This is a genomic window from Synechococcus sp. A15-24 (genome assembly GCF_014280195.1).
In the GTDB taxonomy this organism is placed as follows: Bacteria; Cyanobacteriota; Cyanobacteriia; order PCC-6307; family Cyanobiaceae; genus Parasynechococcus.
The window spans coordinates 685588-708336 of record NZ_CP047960.1; the positions used below are offsets into that span (position 1 = coordinate 685588).

The 22749-nt window shown below is 60.4% G+C and carries 26 protein-coding genes and 1 pseudogene; 16 read left to right on the forward strand and 11 right to left on the reverse strand.

Translation table 11 applies throughout. The features are described from left to right. Positions 1-2 precede the first annotated feature (2 nt). A complete protein-coding gene (locus SynA1524_RS03570) occupies positions 3-719 on the reverse strand; it encodes an RNA methyltransferase (RefSeq protein ID WP_186498975.1) in 717 nt (238 codons plus the stop codon). Then, positions 716-1105: a c-type cytochrome gene (locus SynA1524_RS03575; RefSeq protein ID WP_186498976.1), complete on the reverse strand. Its 390-nt coding sequence runs from the start codon at positions 1103-1105 to the stop codon at positions 716-718. The genes SynA1524_RS03570 and SynA1524_RS03575 overlap by 4 nt, the downstream gene beginning before the upstream one ends. 57 nt (positions 1106-1162) lie before the next feature. Here SynA1524_RS03575 and petG point away from each other — a divergent pair, with 57 nt between their 5' ends. Further along, on the forward strand, positions 1163-1279 hold the full coding sequence (gene petG / locus SynA1524_RS12970) for a cytochrome b6-f complex subunit V (RefSeq protein WP_286188661.1): 117 nt from the start codon (positions 1163-1165) through the stop codon (positions 1277-1279). A gap of 13 nt (positions 1280-1292) precedes the next feature. Here the strand turns inward: petG and rsmD are convergent. From rsmD to SynA1524_RS03600, 5 genes and pseudogenes are all read right to left on the reverse strand, one after another. Next, positions 1293-1829, reverse strand: a pseudogene (rsmD, locus tag SynA1524_RS03580) (16S rRNA (guanine(966)-N(2))-methyltransferase RsmD); the annotation flags it as partial. After that, positions 1829-2467, reverse strand: a complete 639-nt coding sequence (gene hisH / locus SynA1524_RS03585) for an imidazole glycerol phosphate synthase subunit HisH (RefSeq protein WP_186498977.1) — start codon at positions 2465-2467, stop codon at positions 1829-1831. The pseudogene rsmD and the gene hisH, both read right to left, overlap by 1 nt. Positions 2468-2497: 30 nt before the next feature. Further along, on the reverse strand, positions 2498-2821 hold the full coding sequence (trxA, locus tag SynA1524_RS03590; protein ID WP_006851354.1) for a thioredoxin: 324 nt from the start codon (positions 2819-2821) through the stop codon (positions 2498-2500). A 178-nt stretch (positions 2822-2999) separates the two neighbouring features. Further along, positions 3000-4163 carry a GuaB3 family IMP dehydrogenase-related protein gene (locus SynA1524_RS03595; RefSeq protein WP_186498978.1) on the reverse strand — a complete coding sequence of 388 codons (1164 nt, stop codon included), beginning with the start codon at positions 4161-4163 and terminating at the stop codon, positions 3000-3002. A gap of 55 nt (positions 4164-4218) precedes the next feature. After that, positions 4219-4740, reverse strand: coding sequence for a CAAD domain-containing protein (locus tag SynA1524_RS03600; protein ID WP_186498979.1), 522 nt, complete (start codon positions 4738-4740; stop codon positions 4219-4221). Positions 4741-4832: 92 nt separating this feature from the next. Here SynA1524_RS03600 and gyrA point away from each other — a divergent pair, with 92 nt between their 5' ends. Next, positions 4833-7451 carry a DNA gyrase subunit A gene (gyrA, locus tag SynA1524_RS03605; RefSeq protein WP_186498980.1) on the forward strand — a complete coding sequence of 873 codons (2619 nt, stop codon included), beginning with the start codon at positions 4833-4835 and terminating at the stop codon, positions 7449-7451. A gap of 2 nt (positions 7452-7453) precedes the next feature. Continuing rightward, positions 7454-8707, forward strand: coding sequence for a lycopene beta cyclase (crtL, locus tag SynA1524_RS03610; protein WP_186498981.1), 1254 nt, complete (start codon positions 7454-7456; stop codon positions 8705-8707). Here crtL and SynA1524_RS03615 read toward each other — a convergent pair. Then, positions 8674-10242 carry a glycoside hydrolase family 57 protein gene (locus SynA1524_RS03615; protein WP_186498982.1) on the reverse strand — a complete coding sequence of 523 codons (1569 nt, stop codon included), beginning with the start codon at positions 10240-10242 and terminating at the stop codon, positions 8674-8676. The genes crtL and SynA1524_RS03615 overlap by 34 nt on opposite strands. 113 nt (positions 10243-10355) lie before the next feature. On the opposite strand from SynA1524_RS03615, the gene SynA1524_RS03620 reads away from it, so the two are divergent. From SynA1524_RS03620 to SynA1524_RS03635, 4 genes are all read left to right on the forward strand, one after another. Further along, a complete protein-coding gene (locus tag SynA1524_RS03620) occupies positions 10356-11978 on the forward strand; it encodes a 2-isopropylmalate synthase (protein ID WP_186498983.1) in 1623 nt (540 codons plus the stop codon). Positions 11979-11983: 5 nt separating this feature from the next. Then, positions 11984-12808, forward strand: coding sequence for a carbohydrate ABC transporter permease (locus SynA1524_RS03625; RefSeq protein ID WP_186498984.1), 825 nt, complete (start codon positions 11984-11986; stop codon positions 12806-12808). Positions 12809-12838: 30 nt separating this feature from the next. Beyond that, the gene (locus tag SynA1524_RS03630; RefSeq protein ID WP_186498985.1) at positions 12839-13084 is read left to right on the forward strand and encodes a Nif11-like leader peptide family natural product precursor; all 246 of its coding nucleotides are present in this window, start codon (positions 12839-12841) and stop codon (positions 13082-13084) included. 97 nt (positions 13085-13181) lie between these two features. Beyond that, complete coding sequence (locus SynA1524_RS03635) at positions 13182-13337, forward strand: hypothetical protein (RefSeq protein WP_186498986.1); 156 nt, start codon at positions 13182-13184, stop codon at positions 13335-13337. Positions 13338-13360: 23 nt separating this feature from the next. Here the strand turns inward: SynA1524_RS03635 and SynA1524_RS03640 are convergent, their stop codons facing one another. Both SynA1524_RS03640 and SynA1524_RS03645 read right to left on the reverse strand, forming a co-directional pair. Beyond that, on the reverse strand, positions 13361-13564 hold the full coding sequence (locus tag SynA1524_RS03640) for a hypothetical protein (RefSeq protein WP_186498987.1): 204 nt from the start codon (positions 13562-13564) through the stop codon (positions 13361-13363). A 76-nt stretch (positions 13565-13640) separates the two neighbouring features. Beyond that, positions 13641-14081, reverse strand: a complete 441-nt coding sequence (locus tag SynA1524_RS03645; RefSeq protein ID WP_186498988.1) for a hypothetical protein — start codon at positions 14079-14081, stop codon at positions 13641-13643. A gap of 58 nt (positions 14082-14139) precedes the next feature. Here SynA1524_RS03645 and SynA1524_RS03650 point away from each other — a divergent pair, with 58 nt between their 5' ends. From SynA1524_RS03650 to SynA1524_RS03665, 4 genes are all read left to right on the forward strand, one after another. Then, positions 14140-14472: an MTH1187 family thiamine-binding protein gene (locus SynA1524_RS03650; RefSeq protein ID WP_186498989.1), complete on the forward strand. Its 333-nt coding sequence runs from the start codon at positions 14140-14142 to the stop codon at positions 14470-14472. A 113-nt stretch (positions 14473-14585) separates the two neighbouring features. Further along, positions 14586-15050 (forward strand): hypothetical protein, encoded by a 465-nt coding sequence (locus SynA1524_RS03655; protein ID WP_502707915.1) that lies wholly within the window; start codon positions 14586-14588, stop codon positions 15048-15050. Between the two features lie 4 nt (positions 15051-15054). Further along, entirely contained in the window at positions 15055-15669 is a 615-nt protein-coding gene (locus SynA1524_RS03660) for an RluA family pseudouridine synthase (RefSeq protein WP_286188729.1), read from the forward strand. Continuing rightward, a complete protein-coding gene (locus tag SynA1524_RS03665; protein WP_186498992.1) occupies positions 15650-15922 on the forward strand; it encodes a SemiSWEET family sugar transporter in 273 nt (90 codons plus the stop codon). Before SynA1524_RS03660 ends, SynA1524_RS03665 begins: the two co-directional genes overlap by 20 nt. Before the next feature lie 96 nt (positions 15923-16018). On the opposite strand, the gene SynA1524_RS03670 is transcribed toward SynA1524_RS03665, so the two are convergent. Further along, complete coding sequence (locus SynA1524_RS03670; RefSeq protein WP_186498993.1) at positions 16019-18121, reverse strand: HDIG domain-containing metalloprotein; 2103 nt, start codon at positions 18119-18121, stop codon at positions 16019-16021. Positions 18122-18192: 71 nt separating this feature from the next. Here SynA1524_RS03670 and folD point away from each other — a divergent pair, with 71 nt between their 5' ends. Genes folD through SynA1524_RS03695 form a run of 5 tightly spaced genes read left to right on the forward strand, consistent with a single transcriptional unit; the run spans position 18193 to position 22697 of the window. Further along, positions 18193-19074 carry a bifunctional methylenetetrahydrofolate dehydrogenase/methenyltetrahydrofolate cyclohydrolase FolD gene (folD, locus tag SynA1524_RS03675; protein ID WP_186498994.1) on the forward strand — a complete coding sequence of 294 codons (882 nt, stop codon included), beginning with the start codon at positions 18193-18195 and terminating at the stop codon, positions 19072-19074. Beyond that, the gene (locus tag SynA1524_RS03680) at positions 19074-19802 is read left to right on the forward strand and encodes a TIGR02466 family protein (RefSeq protein WP_286188662.1); all 729 of its coding nucleotides are present in this window, start codon (positions 19074-19076) and stop codon (positions 19800-19802) included. The genes folD and SynA1524_RS03680 overlap by 1 nt, the downstream gene beginning before the upstream one ends. Continuing rightward, positions 19799-20728 carry a geranylgeranyl diphosphate synthase CrtE gene (gene crtE, locus SynA1524_RS03685; RefSeq protein WP_186498995.1) on the forward strand — a complete coding sequence of 310 codons (930 nt, stop codon included), beginning with the start codon at positions 19799-19801 and terminating at the stop codon, positions 20726-20728. The genes SynA1524_RS03680 and crtE overlap by 4 nt, the downstream gene beginning before the upstream one ends. Next, positions 20725-21237, forward strand: coding sequence for a divergent PAP2 family protein (locus SynA1524_RS03690; RefSeq protein WP_186498996.1), 513 nt, complete (start codon positions 20725-20727; stop codon positions 21235-21237). The genes crtE and SynA1524_RS03690 overlap by 4 nt, the downstream gene beginning before the upstream one ends. Then, entirely contained in the window at positions 21234-22697 is a 1464-nt protein-coding gene (locus tag SynA1524_RS03695; RefSeq protein WP_186498997.1) for an ATP-dependent DNA helicase, read from the forward strand. Before SynA1524_RS03690 ends, SynA1524_RS03695 begins: the two co-directional genes overlap by 4 nt. Positions 22698-22749: the final 52 nt, after the last annotated feature.

Here is a 22749-nt window from a genome sequence, read left to right on the forward strand (position 1 = left end):
GGTTAGGGGCGGTCGGCTCGGATGGCCCAGCGCAGTTGTCGCACCATGCCTCGGAACAACGCGACCTCCTCCGCTCTGCAGGTCGCGCGCTGCAAGAGATCCCGAACCTTGCCCATGCGCGCTGTCCGGGTGTGGGGCAGGAGAAATCCGGCCTCCAGAAGCAGCTCGGCGGCATCGTCCAGCAACCCTGTCAAATGCGCGGCAGGGGCTGGTGACGGATCTTTGGTCTGGGGAGCACGGACCTGCAGCTGATGTCGAGCCAGGTCGTGCAGTACTACGGCGACCGCGTGAGACAGATTCAGCGAGGGGTAAGCCGCCTGGCTGTGCAGCGTCAGAACCCGCTGGCACAGTCGGAGTTCATCGTTGGTGAGGCCGCGGTCTTCTCGGCCAAACACCAGGGCATAAGGGGGATTTCCGGCCAAGAGCCAGTTGATCGCTGTGTCTGGGGTTTGCAGCGGTATGCCCCCGTGATCCAGTCGGCCACAGGTCGCAATCACCCGACTGCAGTCGCCGATGGCAGTTTCCAGATCAGGGTGGATGGTGGCCTGCCGCAGCAGGGGGGCGGCATGGATGGCCATCCGGAGTGAATCGTCACAGAGGACCTCACAACGGGGATTCACTATGCGCAGAGCGTCAACGCCGAAATTGGCGCAGAGCCTGGCCACACTGCCGATGTTCAGAGGCCCGGCAGGCTCGACGAGGACAACGACGACGGTCAACTCAGCTTGTGCAGGTGACTGAGCAGATCAGCCATCGAAGCCGGCTCCATTTGGAAACTCGGCATCGGCGGCGTTTCACCGCTCACGATTTGATGAATCAGGGCTGGATCACGCATCCGCTCGCTAATGCCGGCAAGTTTGGGTGCCAGCAGTCCCTGCCCTGCCAGACCATGGCAGCCCGCACAGTTGATGCGGAACAGTTGGCCGCCATGGTCGGGATCTCCTTGAAGATCAAGGCTTGCCCGGACGTAGGGATCCTGTTGCGCTCCGTTGATCACCCAGATCAAGAGGACTGCGCAGGCTGACGCCGCCAGCACCACTAGGGCAGTGATCAATCCCCTGCCGGACTCCTGCTGTTCCGCTGCAGTTGATGTCGGCTCGATCACAACAGTGGGTTGCTCATGAAAGAATTGTGCTTAATCCTGCTTCCTGGTGCGACCTCCATGATCGAACCCCTGCTGTGCGGCATTGTTCTGGGTCTGATCCCCGTCACGCTTCTGGGTCTGTTCGTGGCTGCCTGGAACCAGTACCGTCGCGGCGGCAGCGCTCTGGACGGCTGATCATCACCAGCGAACTGCTGCCGTAGCAACGACGATCCACCACGGTCCAGTCATCCCCCGGATCAAGTGGTTGATCAGAGCGAAGTTCACAGATCAATAAACCATCGGGTTGGAGCCATTCCTGGTTTGATAGCAGTGTGAGTGCTTTTGAGTACAGACCTGCGTCATAGGGAGGATCGAAATAGATCAAATCAAAACCGTCCTGTCTCCAATCCTGTTGAAGCCAGATCATCAGGTCCCGTTTCACGACGGTCACCTCCGCACGCCGTGAGCCTGACTGGGCGACATCCTTCAGATTGCGTTCGCAGATGCTGGCGCAGCGCGGGTCTTTTTCCACGGCGGTCACCGAACGAGCGCCGCGTTCGATCGCCTCGCAGGCCATGACGCCACTGCCACTACAGAGATCCAGCCAGCAGCAGTCCATCAACCGTGGACGAACAATGTTCATCACTGCTTCCCGTACGCGGGCCGTTGTCGGTCGCGTTCCGCTTCCCCGGGGGCTGAGCAGTCGTCGGCCACTGATCAGGCGCAATTGCCCTGCTCCGTGCATCAACCGATCGGGGCTCCGCGTTGGAGCCAACCCAGCCAGCGCTTCAGCATCGCTTTACCGCTGTCGGATGATTTTTCCGGGTGGAATTGGCAAGCGCCCAATCGGCGCTTCCACACCATTGCGGTGACGGAGGAACTCCCGAAGGAAGCAGCTGCAGCCTGTGTTTCGGGCCGCTCCGGCACAGCGGCATAACTGTGAACGAAGTAAACCCAAGCCAAGGGGTCCGCAGCTCCGAGCATTGGGTTGGCCCGCCTCAGGTCTAGAGGTGCCCATCCCATGTGCGGAATCCGGGCTCCAGCCTCGATGGGCAAACGTTCCACGTGGCCTTTGATCAGTCCGAGACCCTCAAGACGGCCCTCGGCACTGGACTCGAACAGCAACTGGAGTCCAAGACAAATGCCGAGCAGGGGGCGGTCGGCCTCATTCCAGCGTTTCAGATCGGGAATTAGACCCGTGGACTGAAGATTTTCGATGGCTGGGTCGAAGGATCCGACGCCAGGCAGAACCAGGGCATCGCAACCATCAAGGTCGCTGGGGCTGACGACGCGACTGGGTTGATGACCAAGGCGGTTGAAGGCCTTCTCCACCGAGTGGAGATTGCCCATGCCGTAATCAATCAGACCGAGATGAAGCCCCAATCCACTGTCCTCCCTCTGCTGATGCGGGGATCAGAGATACTTCGAGATCGTGCCGGACAGGGTTGCCTTGGGAACAGCACCCACAACGGTGTCGACCTTCTGGCCGCCCTTGAACACCATCAACGTTGGGATGCTGCGGATGCCGTACTGACTAGCAACGTTGGGGTTTTCGTCGGTATTCAGCTTGAAGACCTTGATCTGACCATCGAATTCCTTGGCGATTTCTTCGACGATGGGAGCAACCATGCGGCAGGGGCCACACCAAGGAGCCCAGAAGTCGACCAGAACCGGGACGTCGCTCTGCAGGACGTCCTGCTCGAAAGAGGCGTCAGTAACCGCAGCGGCGCTGGACATATGGTCGAAATGATGTGATTGAAATTTAGCAACGTTGAACCAACTCAACAGTCCAGATCGCTGCAGCGATGGGATCTGTGATGGTTCTCGCAGGAAGAGTGAAAGCCCGAGCGCGTCGGGCCGGGGGGTGTGAGGAGTGTGTGGGCATGGCCCGCACACTCCTCACACTAGCCCTCACTTATTTGCCCATCCCAAGGTGCTGCGCTTTTTGGTACACCTTGCCCTCCGTCAACAACGAAGGAGCCACGACGACTTCCACGTTCTGCATGTCTTGGATAGTGCGGGCTCCAAGGGTGCCCATGGACGTCTTGAGGCAGCCCAGCAGGTTGTGGGTGCCGTCGTCGAGCTTTGCCGGGCCCCGCAGGATCCGCTCAATGCTTCCCGTTCTTCCCACGTTGATGCGTGTTCCGCGTGGGAGGACAGGGCTTGGAGTGGCCATGCCCCAATGGAATCCGCGCCCTGGCGCTTCCTCGGCGCGGGCGATCGGTGAGCCGATCATCACGGCGTCAGCGCCGCAGGCGATGCACTTGCAGATGTCGCCACCGGTCACGATCCCACCATCGGCCACGATCGGGACGTAGCGACCTGTTTCTTTTTCGTAATCGGCACGGGCAGCGGCACAGTCGGCAACTGCAGTGGCCTGTGGAATGCCAACGCCAAGCACACCGCGAGAGGTGCAAGCGGCTCCAGGGCCGATTCCAACCATCACACCGGCTGCTCCAGCGCGCATCAATTGCAGGGCTACGTCGTAGGTCACGCAGTTGCCGATAACTACGGGGACACCCATGTCCCTGCACAGCGCCTCCAGATCGAGCGTGTCCTGGCCCTCGGGACCGATGTGGTTGGTGGACACAACCGTGGCCTGCACGAAGAAGAGATCGGCGCCTGCCTCAGCGATGGCTTTGCCGAAGCGCAATGCAGCGACAGGGGTTCCACTGACCGCAGCGATTCCTCCCTTGGCCTTGATGTCGGCGATGCGTTTGCGGATCAGGCTTTCCTGAACCGGCTGGCTGTAGATCTCCTGCATCAAGGGGACGAACTCGTCCTTGCCAACGGCTGCAATACGATCCAGAACCTCGTATGGATCGTTGTAGCGGGTCTGGACTCCCTCAAGGTTAAGCACGCCGAGGGCACCGAGATTGGAGAGCCGCACAGCCATGTCCACGTCGACCACGCCGTCCATGGCGCTGGCAATGATCGGGATGTCCCGTTCGATGCCACCGAGAGTCCAGCGCGTATCGGTTACCTCTGGGTCAACGGTTCGACCACCGGGCACGAGGGCAATTTCATCAATTCCATAGGCCCGGCGAACGGTCTTGGAGCGTCCGAGCTGAATGTCCACCGCACGTCTTGATGAAGTCTCATCAAGCTACCAATCGGGTTGCGGCGAGCTGTACTCAGCCACCGACAACCCGTTGCCAGCTGCGCGCCAGGTCTTCCACAACTTTGCGGCGGTCGCCACTGCGCACCAGGTTGCGCACTGAAAAATTGGCAAGCCAGATCACACCGGCCAGCTCAAACAAGCCCGAGGCCAGGGGAACAGCATCGATGGCGCGAAGAATGCCGCCATAGATCTGCAGAACGATCACCAGAACGATCAAGCCTGCGAGCAGTCGAAGCAGGCCTTTCAACTGGCTCCACTGGCTCTGCAGCTGATCGGTGTTGACCAACCCTTGGAGCTTGACCTTCAACAGATCCCACTCCCCCCCTGAGGCGTCAGCGTCAGCCGGGATCGTCACCGTTGCAGCAATGGCTGGATCAGCGGTGCGCTCTGGCGTGACGGTGGGGGTTGGTGTGGGCTCTGAGGCTGCCGATGTTTGTGCGGGACTCTCCGTGAAGGCAGGCGGCTCTACTGGTGATGGAGAGGAGACCGGGCTGACGCTGTCGACGTTGGGTTGTGGTTCGTCGATGGGTCCCATCAGATCCAAAAATTTGACCTGGAGCTTATCGGAGGTTTTCGGTCTGGATTCCTCCTCGGAGATAAAGTGAAGGGCGGTGGTACATCGTTTGTATGGCGGATTCTGTGGGGCCAGGAGGCGGCGGCCCCGGCGATTCCGACGATCGAATCATTCAGGCGGATCTTCGCAACGAGATGTCGCGCTCCTATCTGGAGTACGCGATGAGCGTGATCGTGGGCCGGGCGTTGCCCGATGCCCGCGATGGCCTCAAGCCCGTGCATCGCCGCATTTTGTACGCAATGTACGAATTGGGGCTGACCAGCGATCGCCCTTACAGGAAATGCGCTCGTGTGGTGGGCGAGGTGCTGGGTAAGTATCACCCCCATGGCGATACGGCTGTGTACGACGCCCTGGTGCGGATGGCTCAGGACTTCTCGATGTCTATGCCCTTGATTGACGGGCACGGCAATTTCGGATCGGTGGACAACGATCCGCCGGCGGCCATGCGGTACACCGAGTCCAGGTTGCAGGCGCTGACCACCGACAGCCTGCTGGAGGACATCGAGGCCGAGACCGTTGACTTCGCCGACAACTTCGATGGTTCGCAGCAGGAGCCGACGGTGCTTCCGGCTCGAATTCCCCAGCTGTTGCTGAATGGTTCAGCGGGCATTGCCGTGGGGATGGCGACCAACATCCCCCCCCACAACCTCAATGAGCTGATCAACGGCCTGCTGGCGCTGATTGAGAACCCCGAGATATCTGAACAGGAGTTGATCCGGCTGATCCCTGGACCCGACTTTCCTACAGGTGGTCAGATCCTTGGTCGCGAGGGCATCCGTGAGACCTATCTGGGCGGTCGTGGCTCGATCACCATGCGCGGTGTGGCGGCGATTGAAACGATCGAAGCCCCCGGCCGTCCTGATCGTGATGCCGTGATCATCACGGAGTTGCCGTATCAGACCAACAAGGCAGCGCTAATCGAGCGCACCGCTGAGCTGGTCAACGACAAGAAGCTTGAGGGCATCTCCGATATTCGCGATGAGAGTGATCGCGATGGCATGCGCATCGTGGTGGAGCTGCGCCGTGATGCCTATCCGCAAGTGGTGCTAAACAATCTGTTCAAACTCACTGCATTGCAGAGCAATTTCAGTGCCTACATGTTGGCGCTGGTGAACGGTGAGCCGACCTTGCTCACCCTGCGCAAGATGCTCGAGGTGTTTCTCGACTTCCGCGTCGAGACCATCGAGCGCCGCACCCGTTACCTGCTGCGCAAGGCCGAGGAACGCGATCACATCCTGCTTGGCCTGCTGCTGGCACTGGATCAGTTGGATCCGATCATTGCCCTGATCCGGGCTGCCCCCGATACGGCGACGGCCCGTCAGCAGCTGCAGGACCGGCATGGCCTCAGCGACATTCAGGCCGACGCCATCCTGCAGATGCAGCTGCGGCGTCTCACGGCGTTGGAGGCCGACAAGATCCGGCTTGAGCACGAGGATCTGGTCACCAAAATCGCGGATTACAAAGACATCCTCGGCCGGCGTGAGCGGGTGTTCGGAATCATTCAGGACGAACTCAACCAACTCAGCGAGCGCTACACGACACCGCGCCGCACCGAGATTCTCGATCTGGGTGGTGGTCTTGAGGACATCGATCTGATCGCCAACGAGCGTTCCGTCGTGCTCGTTACCGAAACCGGCTACCTGAAACGGATGCCGGTGAGTGAGTTCGAAGCCACCAGCCGAGGCACCCGCGGCAAGGCCGGCACCCGCAGCCAGGGGGAGGAGGCCGTGAAGCTGTTCATCAGCTGCAACGACCACGACACCCTGCTGCTGTTCAGTGACCGTGGTGTGTCCTATGCCCTGCCGGCTTACCGGGTGCCGCAATGCAGCCGCACCGCAAAAGGCACACCGGTGGTGCAGTTGTTACCGATCCCGCGGGAGGAAGCAATCACATCGTTGCTGGCGGTCTCGGAGTTCAACGACGACATGGACCTGTTGATGCTGACCCGAGGCGGATTCATCAAGCGCACCCGTCTTTCAGCCTTCAGCAACATCCGCTCCAATGGTCTGATCGCCATCAACCTGGAAGAGGGCGATGCGTTGACCTGGGTGCGCCTGGCGGTGCCCGGCGACAGCGTGCTGATCGGCTCCAATGCGGGGATGACGATTCACTTCCGCCTCAGCGATGAGGAGCTGCGCCCCTTAGGCCGCACGGCCCGTGGTGTGCGTTCGATGAATCTGCGCAACGGTGATGGGCTGGTGAGCATGGACGTGCTGCCGGTTGAGCTGGCGGATCGGATCGCCCAGAGCGCGGAAGAAGATGAGGAGGATGCATCCTCTGGTGATGGTCCCTGGGTGCTGGTGGCTTCGGCGTCTGGATTGGGCAAGCGCGTGCCGGTGACCCAGTTCCGACTGCAGAAGCGGGCGGGCATGGGCCTGCGGGCGATGAAGTTCCGCACGGCGGACGATGCTCTGGTGGGTCTACGGGTCCTCGGTGCTGGTGAGGAGGTGCTGCTGGTAAGCGAGAAAGGGGTCATCGTGCGCACCGGCGCCGATGCGATTCCGCAGCAGTCACGGGCCGCCACGGGTGTGCGTCTGCAGCGTCTCGACAAAGGTGACCGTTTGTCGGAAGTGGTGCTGGTGCCGCCCGAAGCCGAGGACGACGCGGCTGACGACGACACGTCGAACGACACCGAAGCCAGTGACACTGAAAGCAACGCGCAGGACAGCTGACCTTGGCCGAGCCGGTGGATGTGCTGGTGCTGGGGGGCGGTCCTGCTGCCCTCTGCATCGCCTCGGAACTGAACCAACGGGGCGTTGCTGTTGGATGCATTGCCCCCGATCCGGTCGATGCGCCCTGGCCGAACACCTACGGCATCTGGGCCGATGAACTGAAGATGGTGCGGCTCGAGCACTTGCTGGAGCACCGCTGGAGCGACACCGTCAGTTATTTCGGCGATGGCGGCTCAACGGCTCAGGATCAGAGCCATGCCCACGGGATCGACTACGGCTTGTTTGATCGGGCTGCGTTGCAGCGCTATTGGCTGGAGCGGGCTGAGGGCGTGGTCTGGCATCAAGACACGGCCGAACGGGTGGACGCAACCGGTGCCACCACGAGCGTCAGCTGTGCGTCGGGAACGACGTTGCAAGCGCGCCTGGTGATTGATGCCTCCGGTTCTTGCACGCCGCATATTCGTCGGCCGGATCAGGGGCCAGTGGCGGGCCAGGCGGCCTACGGCGTGGTGGCGCGTTTCTCCAAGCCGCCAATTGAGGCCGGCCGGTTTGTGTTGATGGACTACCGCTGCGATCACCTCAGCGAAGCGCAGCGCAGCGAACCACCCACGTTTTTATATGCGATGGATCTGGGTGAAGGGGTGTTCTTCGTGGAAGAAACATCCCTCGCTTTGGCACCGGGTGTTCCCTACGACGTGCTCAAGCAACGGCTCCAGCAGCGCTTGGATCGGCGCAGTGTGGAGATCACCGAGGTGATCCATGAGGAGTTCTGCCTCTTCCCAATGAACCTGCCGCTGCCGGATCGCAGCCAGCCGGTGCTGGCTTTTGGGGGTGCGGCGAGCATGGTGCATCCAGCCTCGGGCTACATGGTGGGAGCGCTGCTGCGGCGTGGGCCTGATCTGGCCCAGGCCTTGGCGGAAGCCATGGCCAACCCAAGCCTTGGTTCAGCCGCCTTGGCGCAACGGGGCTGGCAGGTGCTCTGGCCGATCGAGCTGGTGCTGCGCCATCAGCTCTATCAGTTCGGCCTGGGCCGTTTGATGGGGTTCAACGAAGCTTTGTTGCGCACCCACTTCTCCACCTTCTTCTCATTGCCGCGGGAGGAATGGTTTGGTTTTCTCACCAACACCCTGCCGCTGCCCAGGTTGATGGGGGTGATGCTGCGCTTGTTTGCTCTATCCCCCTGGGATTTGCGGCGGGGTTTGGTGCTGGGGGCAGGTGCGGATCAGCTGCCGACCTTTGACCAATCCAGCGGCTGAATCAACGGGAACAGGCGGTCGTCGGCCTGCACCTCCTCGAGCCACCCTTCGGGTAGGTCGCCGCTGCCATCAATCGCCGCCATCAGCATCCAGAACCGCTCCAGGTGACGTTCAATCCGTTCCCGCGCCAGTCCGGTTGTTGTGCCAGCCCTCAGAATGAAGCTCCAATCCGACGACTGCGCCAGCAGGAGCTCCCGCGCCGCTTGGCTGAGCAGTTTGAGATCCGCTTCGCGGGCCACACCGCGGCTGCAGCGCTGCACCATGGCTTCTCCGGCGCGCTCCCATTCCGGGACGACCCAGGCGTTGCTGTCGTTAAGCCAGTAATTGTGGTACCCACCCTGGCCCCAGCTCGAGGGGCAGGGGTCGCAGAGCTGCAGTTGTTGTGAACCATCCAAGACATCCCGCAGCCTTGTGAAGGGAACGCCGTTGCTTGGCCCCTGGCGAAACAGTTCGGCCAGAAATGATGGGCCTTCAAACCACCAATGCCCAAACAGTTCCGCATCAAAGGGGGCGACGAGCAATGGACTGATCGTCATGCCGCTGCTGAGTTGATCCAGTTGGCGTCGGCGTCCTTTGAGGTAATGGCTGGCGTGGTGCCGAATTCTCTCCGCTGCAATGGAGGGGTGATACGGCTGTTTCTGATCGAGCGGCGCGCTGTGGTCGGTGACGCGATGCAGCTTGAGACCAAGAGGTCGGGGCTCCGATAAGCCAAGCGGCGCTAATTGTTCAAGGGGTAAATCCCATCCCAGGTCGCGATGAAATTCGCGGTAATTCGGATCGCCGGGATAGCCATCTTTGGCGGACCAGACCGGCAGGGTCGCTTCACTGTCTCGGCCGAAGAACGCCACCCCGTTGCGGCTGCAGATCGGTGCGTACACCCCGTAGCGGGGACGCGGTCGACCGTGCAAAAGCCCATGGCCATCAAGGACGGCGTAGCGGAGTCCCGCATCGCGCATCCACTGGTCCAGCCCTTCGTAGTAGGCGCATTCCGGTAACCAGATCCCCAGCGGACTTTCCCCGATCAGGCGGTGGTGTTCGCGCACGGCGGTGCGCAGCTGGCCGCGGACCGCCTCAGGGTGCTGGCGTAGCAGCGGCAGATAGCCATGGGTGGCCCCACAGGTGAGCAGATCCACCACCTCAGCCCGTTGCAGCGCAGCGAATCGGCTGATCAGGTCTCCATCGCAGGCCATCCAGGCGGACTTGTGGCGCTGGATGGAGGCGTTGAGATGCTCCTTCGCCTCGGCAAGCTCTGCATCGGCGAAGGGGAGAAGGTCGAGGCGCTGATCCAGCCAGCCGGGGAACCGCTGTTGCAGGTCCGGGTCACTGAGCAATGACAGCAGCGTTGGAGACAGACCAACGGTGAGCTTCGGAGTGCTGGCCGTATCCGCTGCCGCCTGTTCAAGGACCTCCAGCAGCGGCAGGTAGCACTCCATCAAGGCCTGGAAAAACCAGTCTTCCTCCAGCGAACCCGGCACCACCGAGCGCACATACGGCAGGTGGGCGTGAAGGACAAGGGCGAGAGCGCCGTTGCTCAAGTGACCAAACGCCCAAGAGTGGCTGCGAATTTATCCGGTTTTGGCCGAGATGCCTGAACTAAGATGCAATAACTCATAGTCAATCCGACTAAGCCGTCACGAGGGCGTTGTTCATGGCCAAGGACCCAGGTCGTGTCTTGATTTTCGACACCACCCTGCGGGATGGTGAGCAGTCTCCCGGGGCCAGCCTCAACCTGGAGGAAAAGCTGGCAATCGCTCAGCAGCTGGCCCGTCTTGGCGTGGATGTCATTGAGGCCGGATTTCCCTTTGCCAGTGCAGGGGACTTCGCTGCTGTGCAGCGCATTGCCCAGCAGGTTGGGGGCGAGAACGGTCCCATCATCTGCGGGCTGGCCCGTGCATCGCAGAAGGACATCAAGGCTTGCGCCGAGGCCGTCGCACCGGCACCGCGTCGCCGGATCCACACCTTCATCGCCACCAGCGATATCCATCTCGAGCACAAATTGCGTAAGAGCCGCAGTGAGGTTCTTGAGATCGTTCCCGAGATGGTCAGCTATGCCCGCTCCTTGGTGGACGACATTGAATTTTCCTGTGAAGACGCCGGCCGCAGCGACCCGGAGTTCCTCTACGAGGTGATCGAGGCGGCGATTGCCGCTGGCGCCACCACGATCAACATTCCAGACACCGTCGGCTACACCACCCCAAGCGAATTTGGCGATCTGATTGCTGGCATCAATCGCCATGTCCCCAACATTGGAGAAGCGGTTCTCTCCGTTCATGGCCACAACGATCTGGGCCTGGCTGTGGCGAACTTCCTGGAGGCGGTCAAGAACGGCGCCCGTCAGCTGGAATGCACCATTAATGGCATCGGCGAGCGAGCGGGCAATGCCTCTCTTGAGGAATTGGTGATGGCTTTGCACGTGCGCCGTCGTTACTTCAATCCGTTTTTCGACCGCGATCAGGACAGTCCCACTCCCCTCACGGCGGTTCGCACCGAGGAACTCACCAAGACCTCGCGATTGGTGTCCAACCTCACGGGCATGGTGGTTCAGCCCAACAAGGCCATCGTTGGTGCCAATGCCTTTGCCCATGAATCGGGCATTCACCAGGACGGCGTGCTGAAAAACCGCCTCACCTACGAAATCATTGATGCCAAGACCGTTGGTCTGAGCGACAACAGAATTTCACTGGGCAAGCTCAGCGGCCGTAGTGCAGTGAGAGCAAGGCTGGAAGAACTCGGGTACGACCTGACCCGAGAGGATCTGGATGAGGCGTTCGCCCGCTTCAAAGACCTGGCCGATCGCAAACGGGAGATCACCGATCGCGATCTTGAGGCGATTGTCAGCGAACAGGTGCAACAGCCCGAGGCTCGCTATCAGCTCCAGCTGGTGCAGGTGAGTTGCGGAACGCGTTTGAAGCCGACCGCCACCGTCACCCTTTCGGAGGAGAACGGTCCGGAACAAACCGTCTCGGCCGTTGGCACAGGACCGGTGGATGCGGTGTGCCGGGCGTTGAATCAACTGGCGGGAGTGCCCAATGAGCTCATCGAGTTCTCGGTGAAGTCAGTCACCGAGGGCATTGATGCCATGGGTGAAGTGACGATTCGCTTGCGTCGTGACGGATCGCTTTATTCAGGCCATGCGGCTGATACCGACGTGGTGGTTGCTGCCGCCATGGCCTTTATCAATGCCTTGAATCGTCTTGTGGCAGCCCAGGAGCACCAGCCTTTGCATCCTCAGCGGGATGCTGTTGTTCTCGACGCTCGGCCGACCCTCTGAAGCTTATGCGTCACGCGGTACGGAGCGCTGTCCAGCTGATGTTGTTGATCGCGCTGGCACTCCTGGTGCTGGTGCCGTTGCTCTGGCTGGTGAGCACGTCGTTGAAGGGGCCCACCGAAGATATTTTCAGCAGTCCGCCAGCCCTTCTGCCCGCCCAACCCAGCCTTGAGGCTTACCGCAGGCTGTTTCAGGACAATCCTCTCAGCACATATCTGATCAACAGCACGGTGGTGAGTGTCCTGGCGGTCGGGGCCAATCTGCTGTTCTGTTCCTTGGCGGCTTATCCCCTGGCCAGGATGCGTTTCGCAGGCCGTGGCCTGGTGTTGGGTCTGGTGGTGGCCACCATCCTGATTCCCTTCCAGGTGGTGATGATCCCGCTGTATCTGCTGATGGTTCAGCTGGGTCTGCGCAACACGCTGTTGGCGCTGATCATCCCTCAGGCCGCCACGGCCTTTGGTCTTTACCTTCTTCGTCAGAGCTTTCTGGGGGTTCCCAAGGAGCTGGAGGAGGCGGCCCGCATCGATGGTTGCAGCCGGTTAGGGGAATGGTGGAACGTGATGATCCCAGCGGCCCGTGCTGATCTGATCACCCTGGCCATGTTTGTGTTCATCGGCACCTGGAGTGATTTCCTCTGGCCGTTGGTGATTCTCGACGATCCAACGCTCTACACACTTCCCCTGGGGTTGCAGCAACTGTCCAGCAGCTTCTCCCTGGACTGGCGGATTGTGGCGGCTGGCTCCGTGGTCTCGATCCTTCCTGTTCTCGTGCTGTTCATCCTGTTGCAGCAGTTCATCCTGCCGAATGCAAGCGGCGATGCCGTGAAGGGCTGATCTAGAACATCAACTCCACTGAAATCCTGGATGTCCCTGTCGCAGCTCGACCAGTTCCTGTCGCTTCGTGAGTCGAACCCTCTGCTGGCGCAGCGGCTGGCCTCACCGCTTGAGCTTGAGGACTTTTTGCAACTCGCCCAAGAGTGGGGGTTTCAGCTGACGGAATCCGACGTGCTGGATGCCCAGAAACGGGCGATGGATCAGGGCAGTGCATCGTCGCTGCAACGGGCGCAAGCGGAAGAATCCAGACGGTTGCGCAACTTCATTCATGGATGAGCCTTCCATGGCGTATCCTTTGTCACCAGCAGATGTGTCAATGCTCACAGAATGTTGACGTGCTCTCCATGAGGATTTGGGAAGTGAGCCATCAAGAATGTCGTTCTGGCAGGACGTGGAGAACAACGTTCAGCAATTTGTTGATCAAGAACCTCTGTTCATTGAGCCCCAGTTGTTGATCCTGGCGGAGGCCCAGATCAACGTCTCTAAAGAATCCTTTCTCAGCTGGGACGACCTGATCGGCCAGCGCTGAGGCTGACTTGAGCCCATTCAGGCTCAGATCTTCACTACATCGGGGGTTTCCCCGTGAACTTCGCCGATCCACAAGGCGTGGGTCACGGCCCCATCGTGGGTGTGAAAGGTCCAGGCGTTGTCGGGCGAATCGATCGATTTAATCGATTGATTCGCATCATTCACGCAGAGATAACAACCATCAGACTCCGTGCGCAGCACGTACCGCTCGGCGTATTGAGTGAGCATGTCCTGAGAGGTGTCTGATCACGGCATAGCGATGAGACAGTTCGGCTTGAGACCGGTTTTAGAAATTTTTTTGTTTTTACTCGCTGAGGCTTAATAAACTTCGTTGTTGTACAAACAGACCAGTGGGGGGCGTGATTCGGATCTGGTGGCCTCCGTTGCGAAACCACGGCTCTGAGCATGCGTTGAGGATCAAGGCTCCAGGATCCAGCCCCCACGACTGGCGGAGGTAGTGACGGACAAGATCGTCAGGAGATGGGTCGGTCTGCTGCCAGTGCACGAGCGCAAGCGCGCCAGGGGTGGACCGAAGCGTCACCAGCCGCTGCTGAGGGTCACCGCCTTCCTCCGGTTCCACGGTTTCCGTGAGCTGTTCGTCGCAGACGAACAGCTTGAGAGGGGTCTGCTCATCGGCCTGAGGCAGAGGATATTTGTTCAGATACAGGGCACGGGCCTTTCGAAAGGCGGCCCCTGGGGCCCTGCTCATCAGCGTTGCGTAAGCCTCCAGCAGTCGCTCAATCATCGATGGATCGTCTGGAGTTCATCAGTTTGATTGAAGGCCAAAATCAGTGCGTGACAGGATGAGATCCGCAGGACTGAAGGCTGTGGATTCCTGGCTCAGCGTCGACCTTTGCGTGGTTCCTCTCGGCGTTGGGGTGAGCTTGTCCCCTTACATCGCCACTTGTCAGCGGGTGATCCAGTCGACCGGGCTCGTCCATGAGCTGGGTCCCAACGGCACGGCAATCGAAGGTCCCTGGGATGACGTCATGGAGTGCGTTCGGGCTTGTCACGATGCCTTGCATGGCATGGGTGTGCCGCGGATCTACACCACGCTGAAGCTGAACACCCGCATCGATCGGCATCAGGTGTTCCATGAGAAGGTTGAGACGGTGCGTCGAGAACTCGACGCCTGAATTCTTTAGAACTTCGGGGCATTGCAGCCGCTGGCGATGATCTGGTGAGACCAATGAGACAAGGGTGAGGGGATTTGGTGCTCCAGACGGTCGGTCGCTCTGCCTGGTGGGTGATGGCTCCCTTGCTTTGGGCGATGAGCTGGGGCCAACCGCTTCGGGCATCAAGTTGGGATGAGATTGGCTCCTACTTGCGGTTGATTCAGAAGACCGGTGTCGAAGCGCTGGTCGCTAACGATTGCCCTGAAGGCCTGCTCGGAGCTTTTCATGAGGGGCGGCAGGCACTGTTGATGTGCGGCAACAACTTGCCGGATGATCCCGCTTACATCTGGGTGGTTCTTGCCCATGAATCCGCTCATGTGATGCAGTTCTGCAAGGGAGGCCCGTTGATGCCTTCAGCTGTTTTGGGCGCTGGGATGGATCAGACCCGCCGTACTGATCCGCAAGCTTTTCATGAGTTGAAGCAGTACCACAGCAGTCAGCATCATGTGGAGGCGGAAGCGCGGCTTGTGCAGGCTCTCCCGCCGGATCAAGTGCGACACCTGTTCAAAAAACATTGTGCGGAGCGGCTCAAGCCCTGACGATCTGACGATCGTGCATTGGGATCCCTGGTTTGTGGTGGTGCTGAAACCGTCGGGGTTGTTGTCGCAACCTGGCCGCGGCTCTCATCTGCAGGATTCTTTGATCACCAGATTGCAGCGTTGGAGTGAAGATCACCATCTGGTGCATCGGCTTGATCGAGACACGTCGGGTTTGGTGCTGGTCGCCCGCGGTCTGGACAGTTTGCGTCGCTGCAGTGCTCTTTTTGCCGCCCGGAGAGTCAACAAGCTCTACGAAGCCGAGGTGGTTGGGCAGCTCCAAGGTCGAGGTCGGATTGATTCGCGTTTGGCTCGCCTGGATCGGGATCCACCTCGCTATGGCGATCATCCCAGGGGGCGACCCTCGACCACACTGTGGAGAGTCCGTGCAAGGCAACCGAACTCAACGCAACTCTGGCTGCGTCCATTGACAGGCCGATCGCATCAGCTGAGGGCCCACTTGGCCGGTATTGGCCATCCAATCGTGGGAGACCCGATTTACGGTGAAGCTATGACGACTCCGATGCGATTGCACGCCCGGGCCCTGGCGTTTGAACACCCATTCACTGGTCGCCGACTGCGGGTGTCCACGCGACAGGAGGATGTTCCCCATGCCAGCTGAATTCATCGGTTACGCAGCAGCGTCCCTCACCACCCTTAGTTTTTTCCCTCAGGCGGTGAAGACCCTTCGCAGTGGTGATACACGCTCGATTTCTCTCGGCATGTACGCCTTGTTCACGTCTGGGGTGCTGTTGTGGTCCCTCTATGGGCTGATGGTCGCGGATGGTCCCGTGCTGATCGCCAACCTGATCACGTTGATCCCAGCGGCTGTTGTTCTTCAGCGCAAGATCGCTGCCAAACATCCTTCATCTTGACGATAAGAGATCTTTCAACCTGACAATGTTGCGAATCTCGACTTCGCTAAAGCTGATCACATTGAGGTTTTTGTCCCAATGCGATTGACCCGTTCATCAGGCTGAATGCCTGGGTCTCGCGGGAATGGGATAGGGAATGCGGCGGTGTCTCATCCGCCGCCAGACCTTCACGAATGCCTGGACCACGAGCTCAACTTCAGAGCGAGACAATCCGCTTTTGCGAAGTTGTCCATCCTGCTGCCGCGATTCCACGATGCGGCGCACCGTGTCTTTGGCTTCAGCTTCTGATGTGTCGGGCGGTAGTGAACGCAAAGCCGCTTCGCAACCATCGGCCAGCATCAGGATTCCTGTTTCCTTGGAGCGTGGCGATGGGCCGTGATAGCGGAAGCGTTTCTCTTCAATGTTTGGATTGATTTGACGCGCTTTGTGCAGAAAAAAGCCCATCTTCAAGGTCCCTTGATGCTCCGGAATGAAATCTGTAATCGGCCGAGGAAGTCGATGGCGTTTGGCTAGCTTCAAACCTTCATCCACGTGGGCTTGGAGAATCGCCGCGCTCTGCTCCGGATCGTTGAGGGCGTCATGGGGATTGGGACCATCTTTCTGGTTTTCGATGAACCAATCGGGAGCGTGGAGCTTGCCGACATCGTGATATAAGGAGCCCGTTCGAATCAGATTGACATCGGCATTGATGGCACGAGCCCCTTCTTCTGCGAGGCCGCAGATCATCAAGGTGTGCTCGAAGGTGCCAGGAGCTTCACTGGACAAGCGCCGCAGCAGAGGACGCTCCTGATCCGCCAATTCCAATAAACGAGCACGGGTCAACAAGCCGAAGGATCCCTCCAACATCGGAATCATCAAAAGAGACAGCATCAGCAGGAGACCCAGCAGCAAGGCATCCGTGCTCAGTTCATCCAGTCCAGGATTAAGTGATCCCCATAGCCGCCAACCCGTGAAGGGTTGCAGCTGGAGCAGCACCCACTGCGACACCAGGGCGCCGAGTGGCAACAGAACAGCGAGCTGAAGCAACTGCCCCCGGCTGCGCTGACGCCCCGCAATGACACCCCCCGTAGTGGACACAGCGACAGCGATCAACAGTCGGCCATGGCCCAATCCATTCACCGGCAGTGGCCAGATCAGAGCTGCGATGGCCATCCAAGCCAAGCCACAGCCCGTTCCCAGTCCTTCGGTCAGGATCAGGGTGGGCGGGACCAACACCGCTAGGGGACTGACCGTGGATTGGAACCAAAGCTTGGCCAACTGAGCCAGCAGCAGCAGTCCCAGAGCCAGCAATGCATGGCGAACTTCAAGTCCCGGTCGTTCCCGTCGCATCACCAACAGCATCACGCCGCAGGCAAAGAGGGCTTCCAGAAAACGACCCAGCCAGATCAGGGGCTGGGGTTCTCGCTTCACTTTTCCGAAAAAGTCAAGAACGTCGTAGGCCTGAGGGCTGATCGGTTCGCCCTTTCGTGTGATGAGATCTCCTTTGCGTACGTCGATGGTGGGGATCCCCTGTTTGGTCAGCTGCTCTTCGATCAGCTGTTTGCTGAGGTTGGGATCGGTTCGAAGGTTGCTGCTGCCCTGAAGGCTGCTCACAAGCAGCTTTCCGGCTACGGAGCGGGCGGCAGGGTTGTCGATGGCATCACCCTGCAGCTGAAGATCGGCAGCCTCACGAAGCTGATCCACCGCAAGGGTGCTCACCAGTCCCTGACTGAGCATGCGTTGTGCGGCCTGCCGGACACCGTTGTCCCAGGCGAGACGGTCTTGATCGCTGCGTTGCTCCAGCCAGATCTGTTCGTCTGTGCTGAGATTGACGGGACCGACCCTGGCGGCCGAGCCGCTTTCGCTCACCTGTTGCAGCTCACTGAGCTGACGTTCCAGCCTGAGCTTCAGGGCTTGCGTCTGCTCTGCATCAAGCACCTGAACCACGGAGCGGGCCACGAGGGTGGAGCGGCGTTGCTCAAGGGCTGTACTGTCCTGCACCAGGGCATCCTTTGGTGCAATGGCGTTGAAGGGAGCCAGCACACCCGGTTGAAGATCGGGTTTCAGCAGCCAGGGAAGGCTTGACGCGCCCGCAACAACCAGGCAGAGCAGCAGTACCAGGCTGGATTGAAGGGCAGACCAGCGCAGCAGTCGCCCAGCTGGACGTTGATGACGCAGCCAGCGTCTCCACAACTTGCTCACGCCGTTGAAGCGAACCAAATCAAGGGACCTGACGGAGTAACGCTAGCTGTGTCTGCAGGGCATGCTGGAGGGACTGATGGGTTCCTGGCATGGCCCTGCGGCTGGATGGCAAAGCGCTGGCAGCAACGGTGGAGCGTCGTCTGACCAGTGTCGTTGGTGCACACTCGAAAACAGTTGGTCGACCACCTGGACTGGCCGTCCTACGGGTTGGTGATGACCCCGCCAGTGCTGTGTATGTCGCCAACAAAGAAAAAGCCTGCGCCCGTGTGGGTATCGCCAGCTATGGAGCGCACCTGGCGGCTGACACACCCGCTGATCAGGTGCTCAGCACGATCCAGTCGCTCAATGCGGATCCTCGCGTCGACGGCATCCTGCTTCAGCTGCCGTTACCGAAGGGGCTGGATGAACGTCCCCTATTGGAGGCCATTGATCCTGAAAAGGATGCCGATGGTCTTCACACCTTGAATCTGGGTCGTTTGTTGAAGGGCGAACCCGGTCCGCGCAGCTGCACACCGGCTGGGGTGATGGCTCTCCTGCGAAGCAATGGCATCGACCCTGCCGGCAAACGGGCCGTGGTCATCGGGCGCAGCATTCTCGTCGGGAAGCCGATGGCGCTGATGTTGCAGGCTGCCAACGCCACCGTCACCGTCGCGCATTCCCGAACCGCTGATCTTGCCGCCCACACCCTTGAGGCCGAGATCGTGGTGGTCGCTGCTGGACGTCCAGGAATGGTTGGGGCAGAGCACGTGCGGCCAGGTGCTGCGGTGGTGGATGTCGGCATTCATCGCAAGCCCGAGGGTGGACTGTGCGGCGATGTTGTGGCGGAGGAGGTGGAACCGATCGCTGCAGCCCTGTCCCCTGTGCCCGGGGGAGTTGGACCGATGACGGTGACCATGCTCCTGGTGAACACCGTGGTGGCCTGGTGCCGACGTGATGGCATCGACCACGAACTGGATGACCTGATCGGCTGATGGCAGACCAGGCGATCCACTGGTTGTTTCCCACACCGGTGCTGCAGGCAGATCTCACCCCCACGGCCGATGTCGCTCTGGCCATGGACCAGCAGCTGGCTTTATTCGATCGCGAGGTCTTTTCTCATCCTGAGTTCAGCGATCGCAACAACCTCACCGGCGATCTGCTGGGCAAAGCAGGACTGGATCAATTGCATCGCTTGGAAGCATTCCAGTGGCTGAATCAGCAGCTGGCAGTCCACGTGGATGCATTCCTGAGGGAACTTCTGGGGCCCAATCACGCCCTGGAGGTTCATATCCAGAAAGCATGGCCAGTGGTCTGCGCCCGGCAGGGCGGGACGATTGAGCCCCACACCCATCGCAATGCGCAGCTCAGTGCTGTGTTCTACGTGCGAACGGAGCCCGACAACCCCAGTGGTGAGTTGGAGTTTCAGGCGGCGGACGATTACTTCAGCCACGTGATGGCCATTCCCTATCGGGATGCAGCTGTTTCAGGGGGTGTGTTTGCGCCACAACAGCACCGGCTGCTGCTGTTTCCCTCTGACCTTCGCTATCAGGTCACACCCTATGAAGGGCGTCACCGCGTTACTCCGTCTCCTACGACCTGGCGATCACAACAGCCCCTGGTCAGGGACGGGAAATGCGCATGCCCCATCCGATGGACTGGGTCCCCCTCTGCAAGCCAGGGCCGGCCTGAGAGAATCCCGCCAGTATCGGGCTCTCCATGACCGTCGCGGCGACTTCTCCCGACAACACTTCTGGCCTGGCCGACATCTTTGATTTCAAGGCCTATCTCGCCAAAGCCAAGGCGACGGTGGAGCATGCCCTGGATCAGTCATTGGTGCCGGAGCGGCCGGAGTCGCTCCGTGAAGCCATGCGCTACTCGCTGCTGGCAGGAGGAAAGCGTCTACGGCCGATCCTCTGCCTGGCCGCCTGCGAGCTGGCGGGTGGGGATGCTGCCCAGGCCATGCCAACGGCAGTGGCGCTGGAGATGATTCACACCATGTCGTTGATCCATGACGACCTTCCGGCTATGGATGACGACGACCTGCGGCGTGGACGCCCCACAAACCACAAGGTCTACGGCGAGGCTGTTGCGATCCTTGCCGGTGACGCATTGCTGACCCGTGCCTTTGAGATGGTGGCGCTGCGTAGTCCTGGGGTTCCGCCCGAACGGCTGCTCAAGGTGGTGGGAGAGCTGTCGTTGGTGGCGGGGGCCCCTGGCCTGGTGGGCGGTCAGGTGGTTGATCTGGAAAGCGAGGGCAAGGAGGTTGATCTTGAAACCCTCGAGTACATCCACCTCCACAAAACCGGCGCGTTGTTGAGCGCCTGTGTGATCACCGGCGCGATGATCGGTGGCGCTGATGATGAGCTGATTGCTGCGTTACGGGTCTACGCCCGGGGGATCGGCCTGGCGTTCCAGATCATTGACGACATCCTGGACATCACGGCCAGCAGCGAGGTGCTTGGTAAAACAGCCGGCAAGGACCTGATCGCTGACAAAACGACGTATCCCAAACTTCTCGGGCTCGAGGAATCCCGCAAACGGGCCGCTGATCTGGTGCAGGAGGCCAAAGGGGTGCTCAAGCCATGGGCAGATAAAGCCCAACCGCTGCTAGCCCTGGCGGATTACATCACCAGCCGTGATCGATGATTGAGTCCGCTTCATCCCACGCCGTCCTGCAGGAGTTCCTGGACAACAGTTCTCTGGCCTGGGGGTTGGTGGCCTGTGGCACTGCTCAGTTGTCCAAGTTGGTGATCGAATTGATTTTTCATCGCCGCTGGCGTCCGGCGGTGTTGATCGAAACCGGTGGCATGCCCTCCAGCCACTCATCGCTGGTGACCGGTACAGCTGCTTGCATTGGATGGACCCTGGGATTTGACCACCCGCTGTTTGCCCTGGCCGCGATGGTCAGCTTCGTGGTGATGTACGACGCCAGCGGCATCCGGCGTGCGGCGGGCTACACCGCCGCACGGGTCAATGCCCTGCCGGTGGAACTCTGGCCGACAGCCCATGACAAACCGCTGAAGGAAAGCCTCGGCCACAGTCGCCTCCAGGTACTGGTCGGCAGCTTGATCGGTCCTGCGGTGGCCTTGCCGGGGCTGGTGCTGCTGGGCTCGCCCTGGTATTTGGCCGCCAGCCTGCGGGCAGCACTGGGGTGAGCGGCGAGGCCCAGCTCACAGAAGATCTCACGGACGATCAGCGCAAGGCTGCCGAGGCTTTCGCTGACTGGCTCACCTCACCAGCCGATGGAACACCCTTCGTGCTGAGCGGTTTTGCTGGCAGCGGCAAGACGTTTCTGTCGATGCGCCTGTTGCGGATGGTGGAGGTGCAGGGGCTGTGCTGGACCGTGGTGGCGCCGACGCATAAAGCGGTGGGCGTTTTGCGCCAGGCCCTGGATCTGGAGGGTCTTCAGCCCACCTGGTACCCCTCCACCATTCACCGGTTGCTGAGGCTAAAGCTGAAACGCTCCGCTGATGCTGAGGTCTGCGAACCAACGGAGCAGACGGCGATGGCCCTGGAGAACCTTGGCCTGGTGCTGATCGATGAGGCCTCCATGGTGGACAGTACGTTGCTGGGCATCGCTCTGCAGTGCGCCCATCCGTTCAAAACGCGGTTGGTTTTTGTCGGTGATCCAGCTCAGCTGCCTCCGGTCGGTGAGGACTCCAGTCCTGTTTTTTCGATGCAACGGGCCTGTGCTGCAACTCTGGAGGAGGTGGTGCGCCACCAGGGGCCGGTGCTGCAGCTCGCCAGCCGTCTGCGGGATGGAGGACTTCCCTGTCAGAACCCGCCCGCGTTGCCTCCGATCTGCAACAACAGTGGTCAAGTGCGCTGTCTGCCCCAGAAAGACTGGCTGGATCAAGCCCGCCAAGCACTTCGGCAGGCCTCTCTTCAGGACAACCCGGATGCCGCCAGGATCCTCTGCTACACCAATCGCACCCTTGAGCGTTTGGTTCCCCTGGCACGGCGGGCCATACATGGGGATATGGCTGATCAGATGGCGGTGCTGCCTGGGGAAGTGTTGATCAGCCGGGCGGCGGTGATGGCGCCAGCCTCAAGGGATGGCGAAGAGACCGGCGAAGAGCCAGACATGGTGCTGGGTTCCAATCGTGAGGTGACTGTCAGGGATGTGACGCCTGAGTCCTGTGACCTGATGGATTTCGGTCTCTCCCCGGCCGATGGAGCAGTCCCGGTGATTGAAACCCTTTCGGCTCAGGTTTCAGCGGGGGAATTGGAGCTCTGTTTGAGACTCCAACCGCCCGTTGGTAGTGAGGCCCGGCGCGAGCTGGATGGCGTGATGCAGCGGCTGCGTCAGCAGGCACGGGACGCGGGCAAACAAAACGGTCGGGCTATCTGGCGGCGTTATTTCCTTCTGCGTGATGCCTTCGCCTCCCTAGGACCGGCGGCGGTGCTGACGGTACATCGCAGTCAGGGCAGCAGTTTCGGAGAGGTCTTTGTGGCCCCGGATGTGTTCCGTGCCGATCCATCCATCCGTCAGCAACTCTGTTACGTCGCGGTCTCGCGAGCTCGAACCGGCGTGTGGCTGATCGGAGGAACGGCCAGCTCTGCCATCGAGCGTGCCTGGCGCCATGAATTCGCATCATCCCTGTCGGGCCCTTGAGGTTTCACCCCTGCCTCGTTTGACTGAGCTGGTCTGATCGTTTGTTGAGGTT

What these genes read in the sequence shown, in the direction of transcription:
- SynA1524_RS03600 (WP_186498979.1), bottom strand. Translation starts at nt 4,740, where the DNA reads ATGGGACCCATCGACGAACCACAACCCAACGTCGACAGCGTCAGCCCG.
- SynA1524_RS03690 (WP_186498996.1), top strand. Translation starts at nt 20,725, where the DNA reads ATGATTGAGTCCGCTTCATCCCACGCCGTCCTGCAGGAGTTCCTGGAC.
- SynA1524_RS03635 (WP_186498986.1), top strand. Translation starts at nt 13,182, where the DNA reads ATGTCGTTCTGGCAGGACGTGGAGAACAACGTTCAGCAATTTGTTGAT.
- SynA1524_RS03630 (WP_186498985.1), top strand. Translation starts at nt 12,839, where the DNA reads ATGTCCCTGTCGCAGCTCGACCAGTTCCTGTCGCTTCGTGAGTCGAAC.
- SynA1524_RS03665 (WP_186498992.1), top strand. Translation starts at nt 15,650, where the DNA reads ATGTTCCCCATGCCAGCTGAATTCATCGGTTACGCAGCAGCGTCCCTC.
- SynA1524_RS03645 (WP_186498988.1), bottom strand. Translation starts at nt 14,081, where the DNA reads ATGATTGAGCGACTGCTGGAGGCTTACGCAACGCTGATGAGCAGGGCC.
- SynA1524_RS03620 (WP_186498983.1), top strand. Translation starts at nt 10,356, where the DNA reads ATGGCCAAGGACCCAGGTCGTGTCTTGATTTTCGACACCACCCTGCGG.
- trxA (WP_006851354.1), bottom strand. Translation starts at nt 2,821, where the DNA reads ATGTCCAGCGCCGCTGCGGTTACTGACGCCTCTTTCGAGCAGGACGTC.
- SynA1524_RS03625 (WP_186498984.1), top strand. Translation starts at nt 11,984, where the DNA reads ATGCGTCACGCGGTACGGAGCGCTGTCCAGCTGATGTTGTTGATCGCG.
- SynA1524_RS03655 (WP_502707915.1), top strand. Translation starts at nt 14,586, where the DNA reads ATGGCTCCCTTGCTTTGGGCGATGAGCTGGGGCCAACCGCTTCGGGCA.
- SynA1524_RS03680 (WP_286188662.1), top strand. Translation starts at nt 19,074, where the DNA reads ATGGCAGACCAGGCGATCCACTGGTTGTTTCCCACACCGGTGCTGCAG.
- SynA1524_RS03640 (WP_186498987.1), bottom strand. Translation starts at nt 13,564, where the DNA reads ATGCTCACTCAATACGCCGAGCGGTACGTGCTGCGCACGGAGTCTGAT.
- crtE (WP_186498995.1), top strand. Translation starts at nt 19,799, where the DNA reads ATGACCGTCGCGGCGACTTCTCCCGACAACACTTCTGGCCTGGCCGAC.
- petG (WP_286188661.1), top strand. Translation starts at nt 1,163, where the DNA reads ATGATCGAACCCCTGCTGTGCGGCATTGTTCTGGGTCTGATCCCCGTC.
- gyrA (WP_186498980.1), top strand. Translation starts at nt 4,833, where the DNA reads ATGGCGGATTCTGTGGGGCCAGGAGGCGGCGGCCCCGGCGATTCCGAC.
- SynA1524_RS03650 (WP_186498989.1), top strand. Translation starts at nt 14,140, where the DNA reads ATGAGATCCGCAGGACTGAAGGCTGTGGATTCCTGGCTCAGCGTCGAC.
- folD (WP_186498994.1), top strand. Translation starts at nt 18,193, where the DNA reads ATGGCCCTGCGGCTGGATGGCAAAGCGCTGGCAGCAACGGTGGAGCGT.